Source organism: Gemmatimonadota bacterium, from assembly GCA_022560615.1.
Classification (GTDB): Bacteria; Gemmatimonadota; Gemmatimonadetes; order Longimicrobiales; family Gaopeijiaceae; genus UBA1138.
This window is the reverse complement of the sequence record JADFSR010000012.1, coordinates 54,433-73,251: the sequence shown is the minus strand read 5'-3', so window position 1 is coordinate 73,251 and position 18,819 is coordinate 54,433. Positions and strand designations below refer to the sequence as shown.

The following is an 18,819-nucleotide window of genomic DNA, read 5'->3' as shown; positions in this document are numbered from 1 at the left end:
ATGGCCTTTTTTGCCGTCGAGGGCCTGACGAAGCGTTTCGGGGGACTCACCGCGCTGGACGACGTTTCTTTCGAAGTGGAGCGTGCTTCGATCTTCTCGATCATCGGTCCCAACGGCTCGGGCAAGTCCACTGCGTTCAACTGCATCAACGGTATCTATAAGCCGACGGCCGGAACGATCCACTTCGAGGGCGAGCGGATCTCGGGGCTGAAGCCTCATCGAATCGCACGGCGGGGTCTGGCCAGAACGTTCCAGAACATCGAGCTGTTCGCCAATGAGAGCACGGTGGACAACCTCATGCTCGGCCGTCACCAGCACATGAGCACCGGTTTGTGGCGCGGAATGGCGATGCTCGGCCGTCGCACGCGCGCCGCCCGCGAGGAGGTCGAGAACCGCGCCCGGATCGAGCAGGTGATGGAGACGCTCGATCTCGCCGCGGTGCGGGACCGCCCGGTTCGCGAGCTCCCGTACGGAACGCAGAAGCGGGTCGAGCTCGCGCGGGCCCTGGCGATGGAGCCGAAGCTTCTGCTGGTCGACGAACCATCGGCCGGAATGAACCCCGAGGAGCGCGCCGACATCGGCGAACGGCTGCGCAGCCTACGGGACGAGCTCGGCCTGACGATCCTCCTGATCGAGCACCACATGCAACTCGCGATCGGCCTCGCCGACCGCGTTCTCGCCCTCAACTTCGGGAGAACGATCGCGCTCGGGCCGCCGGAGGAAGTACGGCGCCATCCGGAAGTCATCAAGGCGTACTTGGGCGATGGATAACCACTCCGGCGCGCCGCTTCTGGAGCTCGACGGCGTCGAGACGTACTACGGACCCCTACGTGCCCTCACCGGCGTGTCCCTCCGCGTGAGAGAGGGCGCGATCACGGTGATCCTCGGCAACAACGGCGCCGGGAAGAGCACGCTGCTCAATACGGTCATGGGCGTCCTCGATCGACAGCCCCAGCAGGGGAGGATCTCGTTTCGCGGAGCACGAATCGACGGAGTGGCCACAGAGAAGATCGTCCGCTCGGGCATCTCCTACGTGCCTGAGGGGCGCCGACTCTTCGACGAATTGACGGTGCGTGAGAACCTGACCGTAGGCAGCTACATACGGCGCGACCGCGCCGAGACGGAAAAAGCCCGGGAGCGGGTCTACGAGTTCTTTCCGCTGCTGGCCGAGCGCTCACGCCAGCCCGCGGGTACGCTCTCCGGTGGAGAACAGCAGATGCTGGCCATCGGCCGCGCGCTCATGAACGGCCCACGTATGCTTCTGCTCGACGAACCCTCGCTCGGGCTGGCTCCGATCCTGGTTCGACAGGTCTTCGACATCATCTCCGAGATTCGAGACGAGGGCGTCACGGTCCTGCTCGTGGAGCAGAACGCCCGCATGGCGCTCTCGATCGCCGACGAAGGGCTGGTGCTGGAAAACGGCGCCGTCGTCATCGCGGGCCCGGCGGCGGAGCTGATCGACAACGAGGAGGTGGAGGAGCTATACATGGGGGCCAGGACTTCGCCACCTCAATCGGGAAACGCAACGTGATGTCGATGTGGAACAAGGGAATCCGATACGCCAGACGGACGGCATTGCTGTCGCTCACGCTCGGGGTAGCGTATGGCTGTGCGGAGCCGGTCGACGAGGGCGCAGTTCGCGGGGTCACCGACGACGAGATCGTCATCGGCGGGTGGGGCCCGCAGACGGGACCCGCAGCGTTGTGGGGCTCGATCGGACGTGGCACCGCAGCCTACTTCGAGATGATCAACGAGGAGGGCGGGATCCACGGAAGAAAAATCCGGTTCATCTTCCGCGACGACGCCTACCAGCCCTCGCGAACCGTGGCGGTGGTCCGGGAGATGGTCGAGCGAGACCGAGTCTTCGCGGTGGTCGCCGGCGTAGGGACCGCCCCGACCCGTGCGGTGATGGACTACCTCATCGAGAACGAGGTGGTGATGGTCTCGCCCGCGACCGGCGCGACGCACTGGGCGTGGCCGCCGAAGAAGTATGTCTTCGCCCAATACACCCCGTATTTCGACGAAGCGGCGGTCCTCGTCGATCACGTCGTGAACGACCTGGGTCTCACCAAGGTGGCGGTGATCTATCAGAACGACGACTTCGGCCAGAGCGGGCTGATCGGTGCTCAACTGGCGCTCGAAAAGCACGGGCTGAGCGTGGTCGAAGCCGCGTCGGTAGAAGTCCCGGACACCGACTTGAACTCGCACGCCGTGAGGCTCCGTGAGTCGGGGGCCGAAGCGATAATCATGTGGCTTACGCCCCGGCACGCGACGATCATCGTCGGCGCCCTCGGCAGGCTCGGCTACGAGACGCAGTGGCTCGCGAGCTCAGTGCTCGCGGACGTGGTGCACATGTACGACCTGACGGAAGGCGCCTGGGCAGGCGTGATCTTCGCAGCGATCGGCGAGCTGTACAACTCGGGTCATCCCCTCATGGAGAAGTACCGGGAGGCGAGCGCGCGCATCGCTCCTGATGAGCGTGTCAGCGAGTTCTTCCTGTCCGGCTTCCGCTACGCGGAGCCGCTCGTCGAGGGCCTCAGACGGGCCGGTCGTGACCTGACGACTGAGACGCTCATCGAGGCGTTGGAAACGTTCGACGGGTTCCAGGGGGTCGGCGCTCCACTCACCTTCACGCCTACGCGTCGCCAGGGAACGAGGGCCACGTTCCTGGTGCGAACGCTCGACGACGGAACCCCTGAGCGCTTCACCGACTGGATCGAGTCCGGAATCGACATCGAGGAGGCGATCCGCCGATTGGAAGGCTCGGAATAGCAGCGGGAGCCACGCTCGTCGCATGAGCAGGATGATCCTGGTACGGCATGCCCAAGCGACGTTCTCGACAGATCCATCGGAGGCGTTCGAGAACTACGACCAACTCTCGCCGCTGGGCCTGAAACAGGCCGACTCCCTGGGTGAGGAGCTCGTGCGCTCCGGAGTGGTCTTCGATCGCGTCTTCGTGGGACCCGCGCAACGACATAGGCAGACCGCCGACGCGGTTGCTTCGGCTTACTCGCGCGGCGATCGGCCCTGGCCGGATCCGGTGACCGTCGAGCAGCTCGAGGAGCACAGCGGTGCACGCGTAGTGGAGAAGGTGCTCTCTCGGCCGGAGTACGAGGGCCAACTCGAGGCGATTCAGGCGCGCGACTCCGATGGTAAGCAGCGTGCGCGCGTGTACTTCTCGGCGTTTCGCCAGATCACGCGGAGTTGGGCGCGGGACGAGCTGCCCTCCGATATCGGTGTAGAGGAGAGTTGGCAGGCTTTTCGCGCGCGCGTCGAGAGCGGGGTCGGCCACATCCTCGACGACGTCGGTAGCGGCACCACGATCGGAGTGTTCACGTCCGGCGGACCGATCGGCTCGATCGTCGCATGGGTCCTGGGCCTGGACGACGAGCGCGCCATGGAGCTTGCTTGGGCGGTGCAGAATACCACCCTTACGGAGCTCGTCTTCCGGGAGGAGGGTTTGTCGCTCAAATCGTTCAACGCGCAACCGCGCTTCAGCTCAGTGGAGCTCGCCACGTATGTCTGACCGCATTGGAGGCATCGTCGATCGGGTTCGCTCCTTCATGGAGTCCGACGTCTATCCCATCGAAAGTCACGCGGGCCGCAAGGAGTTCTACACCATGCTTCCGGTGCTCGAAGAAAAGCGACAGAAAGTGCGCGATCTCGGGCTCTGGACACCGCAGGTAAGCGAGGAATGGGGCGGTCTCGGTCTCACCTTGGCGGAGTTCGGGCAGGTCAGCGAGGTGCTGGGCCGAAGCCCGTACGGCCTCTTCATCTTCAACTGCAACGCGCCGGACGCGGGCAACATCGAGGTGCTCACCACGCAGGGCACGGAGGAGCAGCAAGAGCGCTTCCTACGTCCTCTGCTCGCGGGGAAGATCCGGAGCTGCTTCAGCATGACGGAGCCCGAGCACGCGGGCTCCGACCCGGTGGTCATGAGCACCACCGCCGTGCGCGACGGAGACGACTACGTCATCAACGGCCACAAGTGGTTCACCACGGCGGCCGACGGCGCTGCGTTCGCGATCGTCATGGCGGTCACCGACCCCGACGCCGACAGCCCCTACGCGCGGGCGAGCCAGATTCTCGTTCCCACGGATACCCCTGGCTTCACGCAGGTGCGCAACATCTCGGTGATGGGGGAAGAGGGCGAGGGCTGGATGAGCCACGCCGAGATCCTCTACGAAGACTGTCGCGTGCCTCTATCGAACGTGCTGGGCAAGCAAGGCGCGGGCTTCGCCATCGCGCAGGAGCGCCTCGCCACGGGTCGGATCCATCACTGCATGCGTTGGATCGGCATCTGTGAGCGCGCGTTCGAGATGATGTGCGAAAGGGCCGCTACGCGTCAGGTCCGGGGCGGACTCCTGGCGAGCAAGCAGACGATTCACAACTGGATCGCGGAGAGTCGTGCGGACATCGATGCGTCCCGCTTGATGGTGCTCGATACGGCGAGCAAGATCGACCGCGACGGGCCCGACGCGGCCCGCAACGAGATTTCGCTGATCAAGTTCTTCGTCGCGCGGGTCCTCCATACGGTGCTCGATCGTTCGCTGCAAACGCACGGAGCGCTCGGCATGACCGACGACACGCTGCTCTCCTTCTGGGTCCGCCACGAACGGGGATCGCGCATCTACGACGGCCCAGACGAGGTCCACAAGAGTCGGGTCGCCCGGAGAATTCTCCGCGACTACGGGCTCCGGCTTCAATAGCAGCCGATGATCTTCCCGAAAGGATGAGCTCGCCGAAGTGGCTCGATGCGCCGGGCGCCGAGCGTAGCGGGGAAGAGATCGATCGGGAGCGTCTGGCGGAGTACTTGGGGAGGGTGCTGCCCGAGCTGGGAGGCGGGGAGATCCGGATTGAGCAATTCCCCAATGGGTACTCGAACCTCACCTATCTGGTGCACGCCGGTGACGGGTGCGTAATCCTCCGCCGTCCCCCCATCGGCGTGGAGATTGCTACGGCCCACGATATGGGTCGGGAGTTCAGGATTCTGTCGCACCTCTTTCCGGTCTGGCCCAAGGTGCCGGAGCCGCTGGTCTTCTGTGAAGACGAGCGGGTCCTCGGCGCGCCCTTCTACCTGATGGAGCGCGTGGAAGGCGTCATCCTGCGCAAGGAGATGCCCGACGCCATGATCCCCGCCCCGGAGCTGACCGCGCGCATCACGGACGCTCTCGTGCGGTCGCTGGTGGAGCTTCACGCGGTGGACTTCGAAGCCGCCGGGCTCGGAGAGCTGGGGCGACCGGTGGGATACGTGCGCCGCCAGGTCGAGGGCTGGGCGAAACGCTACGAGCGGTCCCGGACCGATGACATCCCCGAGACGGATAAGGTCGCGGACTGGCTACTCGATTCGATGCCGCCGGAGAGCGGCGCGTCTCTGATCCACAACGACTTCAAGCACGACAACGTGGTCCTCGATCCGGACGACTGGTCGCGATTGATCGCCGTGCTGGACTGGGAGATGGCCACGCTCGGGGACCCCCTCATGGATCTCGGTGTCTTCCTGGCCTACTGGACACGGCCGGAGGACCCCCCGGATCTGATCGAGGCCCGTCTGAGTCCCACGTTGCTGCCGGGCACGCCCAGCCGGACCGACGTGGTGGAGCTCTATGCCCGCGCGAGCGGCACCGACGTGCACGACATCGTCTTCTACTATGCTTTCGGGCTGTTCAAAGTGGCTGTGATCGTCCAGCAGCTGTATGCACGGTTCGTGGCCGGCAAGACAGCGGACCCGAGATTCGCCCGCCTCATCGACGGAGTGCGGGCACTGAGCCAGGTCGCGTGGCAGTCGGTGCAGAAGGGTCGGATCGACCGGCTGTTCTGATCGTAGCGGGGGTCGGTGGGCCGCCAGGCCGCTCAGGGGAACGCGTATCGCTCACATCTGTTGATCGCCCCCAATCAGCTCGACATGCACTTCGTAATCTCTCCCCAACTCAGCGATCCCTCCATCGAACGTCGCGAGTGCCCCTCGCCGCCGAATCGTGAGCGCGAGCAGGTGCGCGTCCGTCACCTGACTGTGCCCGACGACGCGCGTGAAGAGGCCCGACTCGTCATCAACCAGCGAAGTGTCGTCAACCCAAAAGCGGTGATTCCCCAATCGCCGCATTTGAGCCAGAAGCCCGATCACCTCAGCGGGAGTCTTGGCGTCGGGGATCGCACGCCGGTTCGACGACACGCGCACGAAGCCGGACTCGGTGGTCGGGCACGTGGCCCAGCCAGCGTCGCGGGCGGCGGCGAACCACTCCACCGCCCGAGTGTGGTGCACGTGATTCGGCCACGCGAGCGCCACGAGGACGTTCACGTCAAGAAGTCGAGTCAGAGGTCCTCCAGCGCCGACTCCACCATCTCGGGGGTGATCGGCGGGGCGTCCTCGCGCACCATGAATACCGGTAGGTCGCGTTCATAGCCGAGCTCCGCATCGGGCCTCAGGGCCCGACGAACGAGCGACGACACCCACGGGTGCGACTCCGGGTCTCTAGGGCTTCGCCTCACCACGAAGCTAGATCAGGAGCCGTGCACCAACGCCGGCTGCCGTCAGCCCGCCTCGATGGCGGCGCGCAGCGCCCGATCGAAGGTGTGAGTCCGACCCACTCCGCGACGACGGCAACAAGCCAGATGAAGCAGATCTCGAGCGGATAGCTCGGGGTGTCGGACGATGGAGGAGCGCGCCAGCGCGAGATCGTCGGGCTCGATGGACCAGATGTCGACCACCCTCGAGGTCGCCAGGGTCCACGCCTTGTCGAGCGCCTCGAGCCGCTCGACCGGAAGGTAGATGTGCATGAGCTCCAGGAGGACCTCACACGAAGTGACCAGTGCTTCCGAGCCGTGCATTGCGTCCAGGAGGATTCGGCGAGCCGGGTCACGCAGCGGGTGAGGACGACCTACCGCATACACGAAGATGTTCGTGTCGACGAAGATCACTGCGCCTCGAGGCCTCCGGTGCGGGACTCGTGGATCAGCCGTTCGTGCTCCTCCCAGTCGGGCTCGGTAGCCTCAGTCCCCTGATGCAGCCGATCGCAGTCCTGGAAAAACGACTCCAGATCCTCGACGGTGTCGAGCTTCCGCTCAACATCATACTTCGTCGCTTTCTCCCGGACCGCCTCCCTTATCCAGCGGCTCAGTGTCGTGCCCTCACGCTCCGCCATGGCACGGTAGCGCTCCTTCTCCTCCGCCGGCAGCACGATATGAATGCGAGCTTTCACAGGGTGTTCTCCTCGATACGATACACATAAATATTGTGTATACACACGAGATATACAACGGAACTCTCGCGCGAGAACCCTAGGCCGGATCGAGCGGCTGCTGGATCCTAGCGCTGATACCTGAGGGGTCGTCCTCCCGACCAGGGTAGCGCCCTCGGGTATGCCTGAAGACGGTATGAGTCGCCGCCGCCACCCGACCCCGGCCGGCCGTGGACCTCAGGAATCCTCGATGGCGCCGCGAGCGGGGGGGCTGCCATCCGGGTGCCCCGCCGGAGTTCCCTAACCGCAGCGAGGCGCTCCATCCCGGGCGCGACATGCACGCCGTAGAGCATCTCGATGAGCGCCCTGTCGACGGGCGCATACTCGCTCACGCGAGAGGAGCCCTGGTAGAAGATGCTCTCGGGAAAGGTGAACGAGTCCTGCATCAGCCCAAGCATCTGCGTCACTTCCTCACGGATCAGGTGACGCCTCAGCTCCGGATCGACATCGTTCGCGATCAGAACGACCGAGCGGTAGAGGACCTGGCTCGCGTCCCACCACACCCAGAAGAAGCCGACATTGCCTGGGACGTATTGGGGTAAGATTCCCGGGAACTGTGCACGCGGTGCGAAGTGGAGCTCGACCGCGGCATCGCTCTCCACCAGCGAGACCTGGGCACTCGTCATGAGGGCGTTGAGCTCCCCGAGCACACGCTCGAGCGTCGCGCGGTCCTCCTCGGTCGGAGAGCCATTCACGCGGATCGTCGGGCCCACGGCCCATCGCCTGACAAGGGGTGTCGCGCCACCGAACTCGGCGCCGAACGCGATCTCCGCGAAGTAGTCGATCTCCGTCGCCGCATATCCGCCATCGCGCGGGAGTACGCGGAGATCGATCGAGCCGGATGCCGCGGCCGCGGTCACATCGATCCGGACGGATCCGGGCCGGCGGGCCTCGACCAGCCCGGCTATGACCCCGGCTACTGATGTGTCGCGCGACGCCCACGACAGCGGGGCCGCGCCGGCCGACGTGCTCGCGGTCAGGCGAAGTTCATCCCCAACGACGATGTCCGTCGACGCCGGCGCATCGATGACGATGATTACGTCCGAGCGAGGCTCCGCGGGAGAGTCTCCGCACGCGCCGAGCGCGAGACAGCAGAGCACGCACGATAGCGGCCGGAGGCGCATCGGGAACCTTATTTGGGCATTCGCAGTGGGCGGAGGGACCGTTGGCGACCGGAAATATAGGGCGCGATGTGGTGGACGAGCCAGGGACGCCGTCGCTGAAAGCCCGTCGCAGAGTTAACATGCGCCCACTCAACAGAGGGGGATCCATGAGCAACCTCATACGACGAGCGTTCCTGAGCAGCGTCTTCATTGCGACTGCGCTGACCGGAGCTCAGGCGCAGAGTGACCTGACCATAGAGCAGGTCAAGGACGGGCTCTATGTGATCATCGGTAGTGGTGGGAACGTCGGCGTACGTGTCACCTCGGAAGGAGTGATCCTGATCGACGACAAGTTCCCCCGAAACTTCACCGAGATTCAGGAACTGGTCAGTCAGGTGAGCGATCAACCGGTGAGATACGTCCTCAACACGCACCACCACGGGGACCACACAGGTGGCAACGTAGAGTACATTGACATTTCCGAGGTCATCGCCCACCAGAATGCCCGGGACAACATGGTGAGGGGCAACCAGGATGCGCCGCCGAGGGTGGTCTTCACGGATCAGACTGCCATCTATCTCGGGGGCGTCGAGGTCCGAGCGTTCTATATGGGCCGCGGACATACCAACGGTGATGCCGTGATCTACTTCCCCGACCTCAAGACCGTGCATGGCGGTGACCTGCTGCACCGCATCGCGCCGTTCATCGACTACGGGAATGGCGGTAGTAGTGAGGGTTGGGTGGGGACTCTGAACAACATCCTGGCGCTCGACTTCGACACCGCCATCCCCGGCCACGGTGCGGTCATGAATCGGAACGACGTCGTGGAGTTCCGCAATCAGATGGAGGCGGTTCGCGCCCGCATGACGGAGCTGATCAGGTCGGGTATGCCCAAGAGTGACGCGTCCGAGCGCATAAGGACGCAAGAGCTCAGCTGGACGATGCAGGAGAACGGTCTCTTCATGCAGAGAAGCGTGCCCGGCTTCTATGATGAGATTGCGGCTGAGTTGCGGAACTAGCCCAACCCGGGCCGCGTTCCGTCGAAATCTTGGTAGAGGTCTGCGCTATGAGAACCAGATGCCTTCTTTGCGCTTCGATCGTGATGCTGTCGGTGAGTTCCGGCGTTACCGCGCAAGTAGACGACTTCAACGCCGTTTCCGAGGAGATGCTGCGTGATCCAGCGCCCGGTGATTGGTTGAATTGGAGAAGGACGGACGATGCCTGGGGCTATAGCCCGCTCGATCAGATCACCTCGAACAACGTCGGACAACTTCAGTTGGCGTGGTCGTGGGCCATGGACGACACGGGCGGGCAGGAAGCCGCGCCCCTGGTTCATGACGGAGTCCTATACCTGCCGAATCCGCGCGGGGTGATTCAGGCACTCGATGGCGCCACCGGTGACCTGATCTGGGAGTATCGCCCTGGCATCACGCCACGGGTCGACGGGACGCCGACTTCGGATAACTCCGGGCTACCGGCTGGTACGTTCGCGGGTGTCGGACGTGGAGTTCAGAAGAACATCGCCATCTACGGTGACATGCTTTACGCGGCTACCGGGGATGCGAGCATCGTCGCCGTGGATGCGCGCACGGGAAGAGAGGTGTGGAGAACGGCCGTGGCCGATCCAAGCCTGGGTTACTACTACGTGGCGGGGCCTATCGTAGCCAACGGAACGCTCATTACCGGCATCACCGGATGCGACCGTTACAAGGACGATGTCTGCTTCATCACCGGTCACGATCCACTCACGGGAGAAGAGCTGTGGCGCACCTCGACCGTGGCGCGCCCAGGTGAGCCTGGCGGTGACACTTGGAGTGATCTGCCGTTGATGTTCCGGGCAGGAAGCGACGCCTGGATCGCCGGGAGTTACGACGCAGAGACGAATCTGGTCTACTGGGCGACCTCCCAGGCCAAGCCCTGGGCCAGAGCGCAACGTGGCACCGCAGGGGACGCGCTCTACACCAACTCGAGCCTGGCGCTCGATCCAGACACCGGGGAATTGGTCTGGTACTACCAGTACCTGCCTGGCGAGACCCACGACATGGACGAGGTGTTCGAGAGTGTGCTGATCGACCTCGACGGGCGAAAGTCGCTGTTCAAGATGGGCAAGCTGGGGATTCTATGGCAGCTGGATCGTACTACGGGAGAATTCATTCACGCTATGGACATCGGGTATCAGAACATCCTCGACGTCGATCCAGCGACCGGCCAAATCAGGTACCGCCCCGGGATGATCCCGGAGCTCGGTGTCGAGATCCACATGTGCCCCAGCACATCGGGATTCAAGAGCTGGCGTGCGATGGCGTACAGCCCGCAAACCAGGGCTCTGTACATCCCGATAACGCTCAATTGCGAGCGCGCGACGTTCGGGCCCGTCGATCGCATCCCGGGTGGTGGCGGCACAGGCCCGCTACGACGCATCAACACCGTGCATCCGGCAGCGGAGGGCAACCTGGGTGAGTTGCTGGTCGTGGATATCACCAACGGAGAGATCAAGTGGCGTCATCGCACGCCTTCACCGATCAACACCGCCGCGCTCACGACCGCAGGGGGTTTGGTCTTCGCCGGAGATTGGGATCGACACATGTATGCCTACAATGCGGAAACCGGTGACATCCTCTGGCAGACACGCCTGCCCACCTCTGCGCAAGGCTTCCCGATTTCCTATCTGGCCAACGGCAAGCAGTACGTGGCCATGCCGGTGGGGACCGGAGGTGCCAGTTGGTCCACGATGCTACCCAATGACCTGGCACCCACGATTCGTCGTCCACGCAACGGCAACTCGATTCACGTGTTCGCGCTACCGGGCTCATGATAGGACGGCGCGGCTTCACTTTTCTCGTCCTCCTCCTGCTGCCTACGTCTGCAGCCTGCGCCGGAAGCACAGTGGGCCGGCCCGGAAGCACAGTGGCCGAGTCCGGAAACACAGTGGGCGAGGGTGCAAACACCGTCTGGAGCGGCGTCTATTCTGAGCGCCAAGCAGAACGGGGCGCAGCCGAGTACCGGGAAACTTGCTCATCCTGCCATTCCGACGATCTACGCGGCAACAGCAATTCGCCGAGCTTGATCGGAGCGAGCTTCATGTTTCTCTGGGCGGACAGATCTCTTGGTGAACTGTTTACGAGCATCCAGACGCTGATGCCGACCAACGCTCCCAACAGCCTGCCGACTCAGAGCTATCTCGACATCCTGGCCTATATCATGGAAGTCAACGAGTTCCCCGCTGGCGAGACCGAACTCGTAGCTGACCCTGCCGTACTCAGCCGAATCCTGATTACACCGACGTCCGAGCCGTCAACTCCGTCTCAGTCGGGCGATCAATCCCCATGAGATGATCTTCGTTTGGACCGCCCAGGTTGGAGCGTCGGTCGGGACAACGCAGTGGCTCGTGTTGCGTCGCTACATGTCGCAAGCCAGTTGCCGGCTACCCCTCGCTCTGCGCAGGCGGGAGCGGGGGCGCTCGCCCGGCCCATTTTGGCACCTCGCCGGTCAGACTCTCCAGAAACGCGAGCAGATCGTCTTTTTCCTGATCGGTTAGACCCAGCGGGTTCATCTTCTGGTCGAGCCAGGGATTCGGCTCGCCGCCACGGTCGTAGAAATCGAGCACCTCTGCGAGCGTAGCCATACTGCCGTCGTGCATGTACGGTGCCGTCTCGGCCACGTTGCGCAGCGTCGGCGTCTTGAAGGCGCCCTGATCCCCTTCCCGTGCGGTCACGACGTGCCGACCGAGGTCAGGCTCCGCGTTGCTCATGCTGACACCGATGTTGTGGTAGAGGTCGAACGGCGCGTCCGTTAAGTTGGGTGGTACGTGACAGGCGGTGCATCCCGCCTTGACGCGCGCCAGCTCCGCACCGCGCCGCACGGCATCCGACACCGCGGCCGTGTCACGCTCCTGCTCCCACCGGTCCCAGGGGGAGTCGCCCGCCAGCACAACCCGCTCGAACGTGGCGATCGCCTTGCCAACGAGGTCGGTGCTGATCCGGTCGGCGCCAAAGACCCGCTGAAACTGCTGCCGGTATCCGGGAATCTCGTTGAGGCGCTCTTCGACCCCTTCCAGCGTGAACGCCATCTCAATGGGGTTCTGGATCGGTCCAAGCGCCTGGTCCTCCAGGGAAGGAGATCGGCCATCCCAAAACTGCGACTCGCTGAAGGCAGCGTTGACCACAGTGGGCGCCTGGCGCCCACCCACTGCGTCTCCTACGCCCACGGAGCCCCGTCTGGGATCGGCGAACCCGGCGCTCGACACGTGACACGATGCTCAGCTGATCGTGTTGTCCACAGACAAGCGGGAGTCGTAGAAGAGCTGCCAGCCGAGCGCCACCTTCTCGGGCGTCACCGGGTTGTCCTCGGGAACCTTCAGCAGCTCGGCATCCAACCCCAGAGGTAGCGGCGGAATGTCCGGACCTCCGCAAGAAAGTCTCCACCTGGCTCACCGCAGCCAAGGCTGGTCAAGATGATGGAGGCGCTGACACAAAGAATCGGGAGCGGGATTCGCATAGCTCCACCCCCGGCAGGCGGGTTACAGCAGTTGAGGTGCATCATCATTTGCGATTCCGGTGTCGACCGCAAGTCAATAGTTGAAGTGGACGGCGGTTCGCCGTGAGCATGTAGGTGAACCCTTGTGAAGAGACCCCTTGAGGTTAGCGCGCGGTACGATAAGTTAGGCAAGCATAAATTTATAATTAGCGCGTGCCTAGATTGCATCGTAGCGTAGACATCGAGTTGGACATGGCCGACGACCCAACGCTCTCGCGGTCACATGAGGACTACCTCAAGGTCATTTACGACCTCGAGGCTCGGTTCGGTGTCGCGCAGACCAACGCCATCGCCGAAGTGCTGAACCTCGCGCGCCCATCTGTGAGCCAAATGATGACAAGGCTTGCTGAACTGGGATTGGTCAACTATGAGCGGCATCGCGGGGTGCGTCTGACGAAGTCCGGACGCAAAGCGGCATTACAGGTGCTTCGACGCCACCGCATCATCGAGACGTACCTGATCGAAAAGCTCGGGTACGAGTGGGACAACGTCCACGCCGAGGCGGACCGCCTCGAGCACGACGGGTCCGATGAGCTCGTGGAGGCTATGGCGCGCGCCATGGGGAATCCGCGATACGATCCCCACGGTGCGCCGATTCCCACCTCGGCCGGAGATTTGGAACAGCCCGAGGTCGTTCTGATGACAGAGCTTTCCGTTGGTGCCGCTGGCGAGCTTCGGATGGTGGGCGATCACGACCCGGAGCGTCTGCGGTTTTTGGCTTCGCTCGGGCTGAAGCCGGGAACGCGTTTCAAGGTGTTGGCGCGCCAGCCGTTTCATGGCCCCCTCACGCTGCGGGTCGAAGGTGCGGACCAACGGGAACAGGTGGTCGGGTTCGAGTTAGCCAACTCGCTTGCGTGTACGACAGGGGAGGAGTAACGCCATGAGAGGTCGACGTACGATGACTCGCCGCGATCTGTTGAAGGGCGGTGCCCTCGGAGCCGTTGGGGTGGCCGCTACTGCGAAGGTCGTGGGTGCCGCGGAAAAGCTGGCGCGGCTCGAGGCACCGCATGATCCCAACACTGCCGGGACGGTTGGCACCGTCACGGATGTCTCGTTGGATCCGGTGGCATTTCTCGAAGAGTTCGATTTCGGAAAGGTGTCCACCCTTCCGGACGGCCAAACGTTGCGCAGGTTCGAGATCCGCGCGGTCGATCGCGAGATCGAGATTGCGCCGGGTGTCTTCTTTCCGGCGTGGGCGTATAACGGACAAGTGCCGGGGCCGACTCTCCGAGCCACGGAAGGAGACTTGGTCCGCGTGCGGTTTCACAACCGGAGCTCGCACCCGCATACGATTCATTTTCACGGCATTCACGCGGCGAACATGGATGGCGTGTTCGAGGTGGTTCAGCCCGGCGAGACCTTCGTGTACGAGTTCGTCGCTAGGCCGTTCGGACTGCATCTGTACCACTGTCATACGATTCCCGTTCGCAAGCACATCGCCAAGGGGTTGTACGGAACCTTCATCATCGATCCGAAGGATGGGCGTCCGCCGGCGCGTGAGATGGTGATGGTGATGAATGGGTTCGACACCAATTTTGACGGCGAAAACGAAGTGTATGCCGTTAACACGGTGGCGTTCGCCTATAAACAGAATCCCATCGTAATCCGAAAGGGTGAGTTGCAGCGCATTTATCTCGTGAACACGCTCGAGTTCGATCCGGTCAATTCGCTTCACCTGCACGGGCAGCTGTTCCATGTGTACCGGACCGGAACGAGTCTGCAGCCGGCTGACTACACGGACACGATCATGATGTGCCAGGGTGAGCGGCACGTGCTGGAGTTTACGTTCGACGAGCCCGGGCTATTCATGTTCCACGCTCATCAATCTGAATTCAGCGAGCTGGGTTGGATGGGTCTGTTCAACGTCGTTGAGGTGCTTGCATGATGCACTCCAAAGCTGCGTTAGTTGGTTGGGGGCTCCTGCCCATCGCGCTGCTGACGGTCGTGGCCGTCATAATGACCAACACCGGTCTGCTGGACATTCTCCGGCCAGCTCCGCCCGTGGAAGAGATCGCCTTTGAGCGAGTGAGCTTGGCGCCGGGCGAGATCACGCTTCAAGTCGTGAACGGGGGCCCTGATCCTGTGACGATCGCCCAGGTGACCGTCGACAACGCATTCTGGGATTTTTCGATTGTCCCTTCGGCGATGATCCCACGCTTGGGGAGGGCCACGATCACGATTCCCTACCCATGGGTTCAGGAAGAGGCGTACGAGGTTGCATTACTCAGCTCGACCGGCGTTACGTTCTCCCACGAGATTCCGGTTGCGATGGTCACCCCACGTCTCGGACCGGCTTTCTTTGGAATCTTTGCCGCGATCGGTGTGCTGGTCGGCGTCATCCCCGTGGCGCTCGGTCTTCTGTGGCTTCCGTTTCTGCGACGCCTAGAACAGAAATGGATTCACTTTGCCCTCGCGCTGACCGCCGGGCTGTTGGTCTTCCTTGGCGTCGATGCTATGGAAGGGACCCTGGAGGCCGCCGCCCAGGTCGGCAGTGCGTACCAGGGGACGCTGGTTGCGCTCATGGGTGTGGTGGGAGCCATGCTGTTCCTGCAAGTCCTGACGCGACGTCGGCTTCACAATGAAGGCGTCCAGGGTCGCATGGCGGTGGCCTTCTTGGTGGCCGTTGGCATCGGGTTTCACAACCTCGGAGAAGGGCTGGCGATCGGAGCGGCGTATGCACTGGGCGAAGCCGCCCTCGGCTCGTTTCTCATCGTCGGGTTCATGCTCCACAACACCACTGAGGGCCTGGCGATCATCTCGCCCATCGCCAAGGACCGTCCCACTCTACGAACGCTGATGAGTTTGGGGTTGGTCGCCGGCGTGCCAACGATTGCGGGGGCTTGGTTGGGTGGCATCGCTTACTCGCCATTGTGGGCCACCCTGTTCCTGAGCATAGGCGTCGGCGCGATCGCACAGGTAGTGGTCGCGTTATACAAGATGGTGGCGCGCCAAAGCCCCGAGACAGTATGGACGCCGTTAACGGCCGGCGGCCTGATGGCCGGTCTCGTCGTCATGTACACCACGGGGCTGTTCATCGCTTTGTGATGCGCCAGCGGGCGGGTTGTGACCATGCGTGAAGCGCGTCACTCCAAACCCACTCGACGAGAGTATATCCCATGCGTACCGCGCTTATCGTCGCAGCAGTAAAGCTCACGACGGCGGTGATCCCGGTTGCGGTCTCCGCGGCACAAACTGACACTGTGGCCGTTGTTGGCCATGAGTCTGCGCCGGGTGGGCAGTCGGCCATACCACAGGCACTCTCACCGCTCCAGCTCAGCGGGACTATCCTCGGGCTGTTCGATGCGTTGGAGCAGGACGAGCGGGCAGCCACGGATCCCGTGCGCTCGCAGTTCGAGTTCGCGATCAATATCGACTTGGAATGGCAGCTGAGCCCCCACGTCCACGGCGTCGCCCAGTTACAGAGCGGCACCGGCGGAGGACACCCGACCGGCCTCAAGCCGCTGCTCGTTCGTCGTAGCGGTCCTGTGCGTGGCGGCCTTCTCCGGTACCGTTGGCCTGTCGGGCTCGGTCGTGGCGTTGGAGTATCTGGGGCCGATGGCGGGGGCGGGGGCAGGTCTCTTCGCCGCAATCCTCCTGGCCGGGTACCTTCGCCTGGCGGCCATGCCCGAGCCGGAAGGCGCGCCGACGGCCTGACGGGAAACCCGCGGTCAGGCCGAGCCATCTTCTTCAGCGGGCAGCACCACATTCAACACGAGTGCGCTCAGCCCACCAGTGATCAGCCCCGACCCGAAGAATGTGCGCACCCAATCCGGCATGCTCTGCAATACGTCGGGCCGTAGCTCGATCCCCAGCCCCAGCCCGAGCGAGACTGCCAGGACGATCATGTTTCGCTGGTTGAGCTCGACGCCCCGTTGCAGTATCGCCACACCGCTCGCGAAGATCATGGAGAACATGATGAGGCCGCCTCCTCCGATGACCGGCGCGGGAATAGTGGCGAAGCCGGCACCGACGACGGGAACGAGGCCGAAGACAACCAGGATTACGCCCGAGATCGCCGTGACGTGGCGGCTCACGACACCCGTGAAGTTGACGAGGCCGACGTTCTGCGAGTACGACGTGTTCGGGAACGCACTGAAGAGCGCAGCTACTCCGCTCATGACTCCGTCGGCGATCAGTCCGCCTCTCAACTCCTCGGTCGTCGCGTCGCGCTCGACCGCGGCGAGCGTAGCCGAGATGTCCCCGATGGTCTCCATGGCGCTGATCACGTAGATGAACGCCATGAGCAGAATGGCATCGGCATGGAATTCCAGCCCGAACGCCAGCGGTCGGGGAGCGGCGAGCAGGCCGGCCGCCGAAACGGCGGAGAAGTCCACCCTCCCCAGCGTGATCGCGAGCGCGTACCCGGCCACGGCGCCCACGAGCAGGCTCGCGTGGCTGAGGAAGCCCTTCGCGAATCGGTTCAGCAGCAGCGTCACCGAGAAGACCACCCCCGCCATCACCAGGTTCGCAGGTGCCCCGTAGTCGGGAGCTGCCACCCCGCCCGCCGCGTAGTCCATCCCGACGGGGATGAGCGTGAGCCCGATGAGCATCACGACGATTCCGTTAACCAGCGGCGGGAACAAAGTCCGAAGGCGGCTGATCGAGAAGCCGAGCACGGTCTCCACAAAAGATAAGGCCGTGCGCAAGGGGGTCGCAGTGTACGCGCAACCGTACAATGTTGTACGCATACCCGTACAATCCGCGCGGGGAACGGCGTGCGTTTCACTGAAGGCTGGTACGGAAGGGGTGACCCGAACTAGGTTGAGCTGGGGTGGTGACCCCGGACTTTGTAGGAGGAGGTTAGGATGAACAAAGGAGCGATACTGTCCCTGCTGGTCGCGGGGCTGGTCACTGGCAGCTACATCGAGTTCCAGGTCAACCAAAGGGATGACGATGTGGTCGACGTCATCGAGGCGGGGGTTCCCGAGGCTCCGACGTTCACGCCGTACTCGGTGGCTCCGTCCATTTTGAACCGAGCCGACATCGTGCGGGCGATGGAGCGGGAGTATCCGCCGCTCCTGCGGGACGCCGGAATCGGTGGCACGGTCAGGGTCTACTTCTTCATCGACGAAAACGGACGTGTGCAGGACCGGCAGATCGATGAGAGTTCTGGGCACCAGGCCCTGGACGCCGCCGCGATGGCGGTCTTTGATATCTACAGATTTTCCCCGGCGCTGAACCGCGATAAGGCGGTTCCAGTGTGGGTGAGCTTCTCGATCACGTTCCAGGTTCGGTAATCCGGCGAGTCATTGGTCCTATACGGCACGTGCGGGCAGGTGCCTGGTTGGAGACGCGCGCCCTGGGGGAGCGATCTCACCGAACCCGAGAGGGACTGCCCGCACTTCTAACTGAAGCTGAGCCAGGTCACCGCCTCACTCCCTAACGATTGCTGTTGTCGCGGGTGAACCTGAGGGTCGCGCGCTGCACTTGCGGGCGGCACATTGATCAAGAATCGCGAGACGTCGATCCACCCCGATTAGAGGCAATTGGGGATTGGCGATGAAGAGCTACGTCATCGGGCGTGAGAGAAAGTCCTGGGTCCTCCGCCGCTCCGGAAGTCTCGATCAGATGTTCACGGACGAGGAGCTCGTAGCCGTCAGGGAGCATGCTGTTCGAACGACTCCGCGGGTGGGCGCCTTGCACGCTTCGGATACGTGGAGAGGTCCGAGAAGAGTGGGAGCTCGGGCACCGAGATGGCCAGTGGGTTCAGGTGGAGATAGGGAACACCCCCTATACAACGCGCTCTTCCCGCACAACTGCATCCACATCGAGAACATGGGCGGAGAGATCTCATCCCCCGAGCTGCAGAATCAGCGCCTGACCATCGGGTGCTTTCCGTGGAAGTTCAAAGGCGGTGAGGCAGCCTTCGCGCGCACGGTGGCGTTCGTAGGAGAGTTTCCGAGCTGAGTGATCTAGCGGCTCTCAGCGCCACGGAGCTCGCC

Annotated in this window: 22 protein-coding genes; 15 read left to right on the top strand and 7 right to left on the bottom strand. The window is 63.4% G+C overall.

Translation table 11 applies throughout. The features are described from left to right. Genes IIB36_09090 through IIB36_09065 form a run of 6 tightly spaced genes read left to right on the top strand, consistent with a single transcriptional unit; the run spans nucleotide 1 to nucleotide 5,821 of the window. On the top strand, nucleotides 1-771 hold the full coding sequence (locus IIB36_09090; protein MCH7531896.1) for an ABC transporter ATP-binding protein: 771 nt from the start codon (nucleotides 1-3) through the stop codon (nucleotides 769-771). Beyond that, on the top strand, nucleotides 764-1,531 hold the full coding sequence (locus IIB36_09085; GenBank protein MCH7531895.1) for an ABC transporter ATP-binding protein: 768 nt from the start codon (nucleotides 764-766) through the stop codon (nucleotides 1,529-1,531). Before IIB36_09090 ends, IIB36_09085 begins: the two co-directional genes overlap by 8 nt. Then, on the top strand, nucleotides 1,528-2,772 hold the full coding sequence (locus tag IIB36_09080; GenBank protein ID MCH7531894.1) for an ABC transporter substrate-binding protein: 1,245 nt from the start codon (nucleotides 1,528-1,530) through the stop codon (nucleotides 2,770-2,772). Before IIB36_09085 ends, IIB36_09080 begins: the two co-directional genes overlap by 4 nt. 22 nt (nucleotides 2,773-2,794) lie before the next feature. Continuing rightward, complete coding sequence (locus tag IIB36_09075; GenBank protein MCH7531893.1) at nucleotides 2,795-3,526, top strand: histidine phosphatase family protein; 732 nt, start codon at nucleotides 2,795-2,797, stop codon at nucleotides 3,524-3,526. Then, nucleotides 3,519-4,709: an acyl-CoA dehydrogenase family protein gene (locus tag IIB36_09070; GenBank protein ID MCH7531892.1), complete on the top strand. Its 1,191-nt coding sequence runs from the start codon at nucleotides 3,519-3,521 to the stop codon at nucleotides 4,707-4,709. Before IIB36_09075 ends, IIB36_09070 begins: the two co-directional genes overlap by 8 nt. Nucleotides 4,710-4,732: 23 nt before the next feature. After that, nucleotides 4,733-5,821, top strand: a complete 1,089-nt coding sequence (locus IIB36_09065) for a phosphotransferase family protein (protein ID MCH7531891.1) — start codon at nucleotides 4,733-4,735, stop codon at nucleotides 5,819-5,821. 51 nt (nucleotides 5,822-5,872) lie between these two features. Here the strand turns inward: IIB36_09065 and IIB36_09060 are convergent, their stop codons facing one another. From IIB36_09060 to IIB36_09040, 5 genes are all read right to left on the bottom strand, one after another. After that, a complete protein-coding gene (locus IIB36_09060) occupies nucleotides 5,873-6,316 on the bottom strand; it encodes a VapC toxin family PIN domain ribonuclease (protein ID MCH7531890.1) in 444 nt (147 codons plus the stop codon). Next, the gene (locus IIB36_09055; GenBank protein MCH7531889.1) at nucleotides 6,313-6,450 is read right to left on the bottom strand and encodes a hypothetical protein; all 138 of its coding nucleotides are present in this window, start codon (nucleotides 6,448-6,450) and stop codon (nucleotides 6,313-6,315) included. The genes IIB36_09060 and IIB36_09055 overlap by 4 nt, the downstream gene beginning before the upstream one ends. An 81-nt stretch (nucleotides 6,451-6,531) precedes the next feature. Further along, on the bottom strand, nucleotides 6,532-6,918 hold the full coding sequence (locus IIB36_09050) for a type II toxin-antitoxin system VapC family toxin (protein ID MCH7531888.1): 387 nt from the start codon (nucleotides 6,916-6,918) through the stop codon (nucleotides 6,532-6,534). Continuing rightward, entirely contained in the window at nucleotides 6,915-7,199 is a 285-nt protein-coding gene (locus IIB36_09045; protein MCH7531887.1) for a hypothetical protein, read from the bottom strand. Before IIB36_09045 ends, IIB36_09050 begins: the two co-directional genes overlap by 4 nt. A gap of 107 nt (nucleotides 7,200-7,306) precedes the next feature. Then, complete coding sequence (locus IIB36_09040) at nucleotides 7,307-8,362, bottom strand: DUF2927 domain-containing protein (protein MCH7531886.1); 1,056 nt, start codon at nucleotides 8,360-8,362, stop codon at nucleotides 7,307-7,309. Nucleotides 8,363-8,508: 146 nt separating this feature from the next. On the opposite strand from IIB36_09040, the gene IIB36_09035 reads away from it, so the two are divergent. From IIB36_09035 to IIB36_09025, 3 genes are all read left to right on the top strand, one after another. Continuing rightward, complete coding sequence (locus IIB36_09035; protein ID MCH7531885.1) at nucleotides 8,509-9,360, top strand: MBL fold metallo-hydrolase; 852 nt, start codon at nucleotides 8,509-8,511, stop codon at nucleotides 9,358-9,360. A 47-nt stretch (nucleotides 9,361-9,407) separates the two neighbouring features. Beyond that, a complete protein-coding gene (locus IIB36_09030; protein ID MCH7531884.1) occupies nucleotides 9,408-11,156 on the top strand; it encodes a PQQ-binding-like beta-propeller repeat protein in 1,749 nt (582 codons plus the stop codon). Nucleotides 11,157-11,248: 92 nt separating this feature from the next. Further along, entirely contained in the window at nucleotides 11,249-11,671 is a 423-nt protein-coding gene (locus IIB36_09025) for a cytochrome c (GenBank protein ID MCH7531883.1), read from the top strand. Between the two features lie 94 nt (nucleotides 11,672-11,765). Here IIB36_09025 and IIB36_09020 read toward each other — a convergent pair whose 3' ends face one another. Next, complete coding sequence (locus IIB36_09020) at nucleotides 11,766-12,587, bottom strand: c-type cytochrome (protein MCH7531882.1); 822 nt, start codon at nucleotides 12,585-12,587, stop codon at nucleotides 11,766-11,768. 476 nt (nucleotides 12,588-13,063) lie between these two features. Between IIB36_09020 and IIB36_09015 the strand changes: the two genes are divergently transcribed. The 4 genes from IIB36_09015 (at nucleotide 13,064) to IIB36_09000 (ending at nucleotide 16,531) form a co-directional block, all read left to right on the top strand. Continuing rightward, nucleotides 13,064-13,753 (top strand): metal-dependent transcriptional regulator, encoded by a 690-nt coding sequence (locus IIB36_09015; GenBank protein MCH7531881.1) that lies wholly within the window; start codon nucleotides 13,064-13,066, stop codon nucleotides 13,751-13,753. 4 nt (nucleotides 13,754-13,757) lie between these two features. Beyond that, nucleotides 13,758-14,762 carry a multicopper oxidase domain-containing protein gene (locus tag IIB36_09010; protein ID MCH7531880.1) on the top strand — a complete coding sequence of 335 codons (1,005 nt, stop codon included), beginning with the start codon at nucleotides 13,758-13,760 and terminating at the stop codon, nucleotides 14,760-14,762. Then, nucleotides 14,759-15,922 (top strand): metal transporter, encoded by a 1,164-nt coding sequence (locus tag IIB36_09005; GenBank protein MCH7531879.1) that lies wholly within the window; start codon nucleotides 14,759-14,761, stop codon nucleotides 15,920-15,922. Before IIB36_09010 ends, IIB36_09005 begins: the two co-directional genes overlap by 4 nt. Before the next feature lie 444 nt (nucleotides 15,923-16,366). Then, on the top strand, nucleotides 16,367-16,531 hold the full coding sequence (locus IIB36_09000; protein ID MCH7531878.1) for a hypothetical protein: 165 nt from the start codon (nucleotides 16,367-16,369) through the stop codon (nucleotides 16,529-16,531). Between the two features lie 14 nt (nucleotides 16,532-16,545). Here IIB36_09000 and IIB36_08995 read toward each other — a convergent pair whose 3' ends face one another. Beyond that, complete coding sequence (locus IIB36_08995; protein ID MCH7531877.1) at nucleotides 16,546-17,493, bottom strand: purine/pyrimidine permease; 948 nt, start codon at nucleotides 17,491-17,493, stop codon at nucleotides 16,546-16,548. A gap of 189 nt (nucleotides 17,494-17,682) precedes the next feature. Here IIB36_08995 and IIB36_08990 point away from each other — a divergent pair, with 189 nt between their 5' ends. Further along, the gene (locus IIB36_08990) at nucleotides 17,683-18,114 is read left to right on the top strand and encodes an energy transducer TonB (GenBank protein ID MCH7531876.1); all 432 of its coding nucleotides are present in this window, start codon (nucleotides 17,683-17,685) and stop codon (nucleotides 18,112-18,114) included. A 262-nt stretch (nucleotides 18,115-18,376) separates the two neighbouring features. Further along, entirely contained in the window at nucleotides 18,377-18,784 is a 408-nt protein-coding gene (locus tag IIB36_08985; protein MCH7531875.1) for a hypothetical protein, read from the top strand. Nucleotides 18,785-18,819 lie beyond the last annotated feature (35 nt).

Excerpts from the sequence above, each read along its gene's own strand:
- IIB36_09090 (MCH7531896.1), top strand. The coding sequence starts at position 1 with ATGGCCTTTTTTGCCGTCGAGGGCCTGACGAAGCGTTTCGGGGGACTC.
- IIB36_09085 (MCH7531895.1), top strand. The coding sequence starts at position 764 with ATGGATAACCACTCCGGCGCGCCGCTTCTGGAGCTCGACGGCGTCGAG.
- IIB36_09075 (MCH7531893.1), top strand. The coding sequence starts at position 2,795 with ATGAGCAGGATGATCCTGGTACGGCATGCCCAAGCGACGTTCTCGACA.
- IIB36_09070 (MCH7531892.1), top strand. The coding sequence starts at position 3,519 with ATGTCTGACCGCATTGGAGGCATCGTCGATCGGGTTCGCTCCTTCATG.
- IIB36_09065 (MCH7531891.1), top strand. The coding sequence starts at position 4,733 with ATGAGCTCGCCGAAGTGGCTCGATGCGCCGGGCGCCGAGCGTAGCGGG.
- IIB36_09040 (MCH7531886.1), bottom strand. The coding sequence starts at position 8,362 with ATGCGCCTCCGGCCGCTATCGTGCGTGCTCTGCTGTCTCGCGCTCGGC.
- IIB36_09035 (MCH7531885.1), top strand. The coding sequence starts at position 8,509 with ATGAGCAACCTCATACGACGAGCGTTCCTGAGCAGCGTCTTCATTGCG.
- IIB36_09030 (MCH7531884.1), top strand. The coding sequence starts at position 9,408 with ATGAGAACCAGATGCCTTCTTTGCGCTTCGATCGTGATGCTGTCGGTG.
- IIB36_09010 (MCH7531880.1), top strand. The coding sequence starts at position 13,758 with ATGAGAGGTCGACGTACGATGACTCGCCGCGATCTGTTGAAGGGCGGT.
- IIB36_09005 (MCH7531879.1), top strand. The coding sequence starts at position 14,759 with ATGATGCACTCCAAAGCTGCGTTAGTTGGTTGGGGGCTCCTGCCCATC.
- IIB36_08990 (MCH7531876.1), top strand. The coding sequence starts at position 17,683 with ATGAACAAAGGAGCGATACTGTCCCTGCTGGTCGCGGGGCTGGTCACT.
- IIB36_08985 (MCH7531875.1), top strand. The coding sequence starts at position 18,377 with ATGAAGAGCTACGTCATCGGGCGTGAGAGAAAGTCCTGGGTCCTCCGC.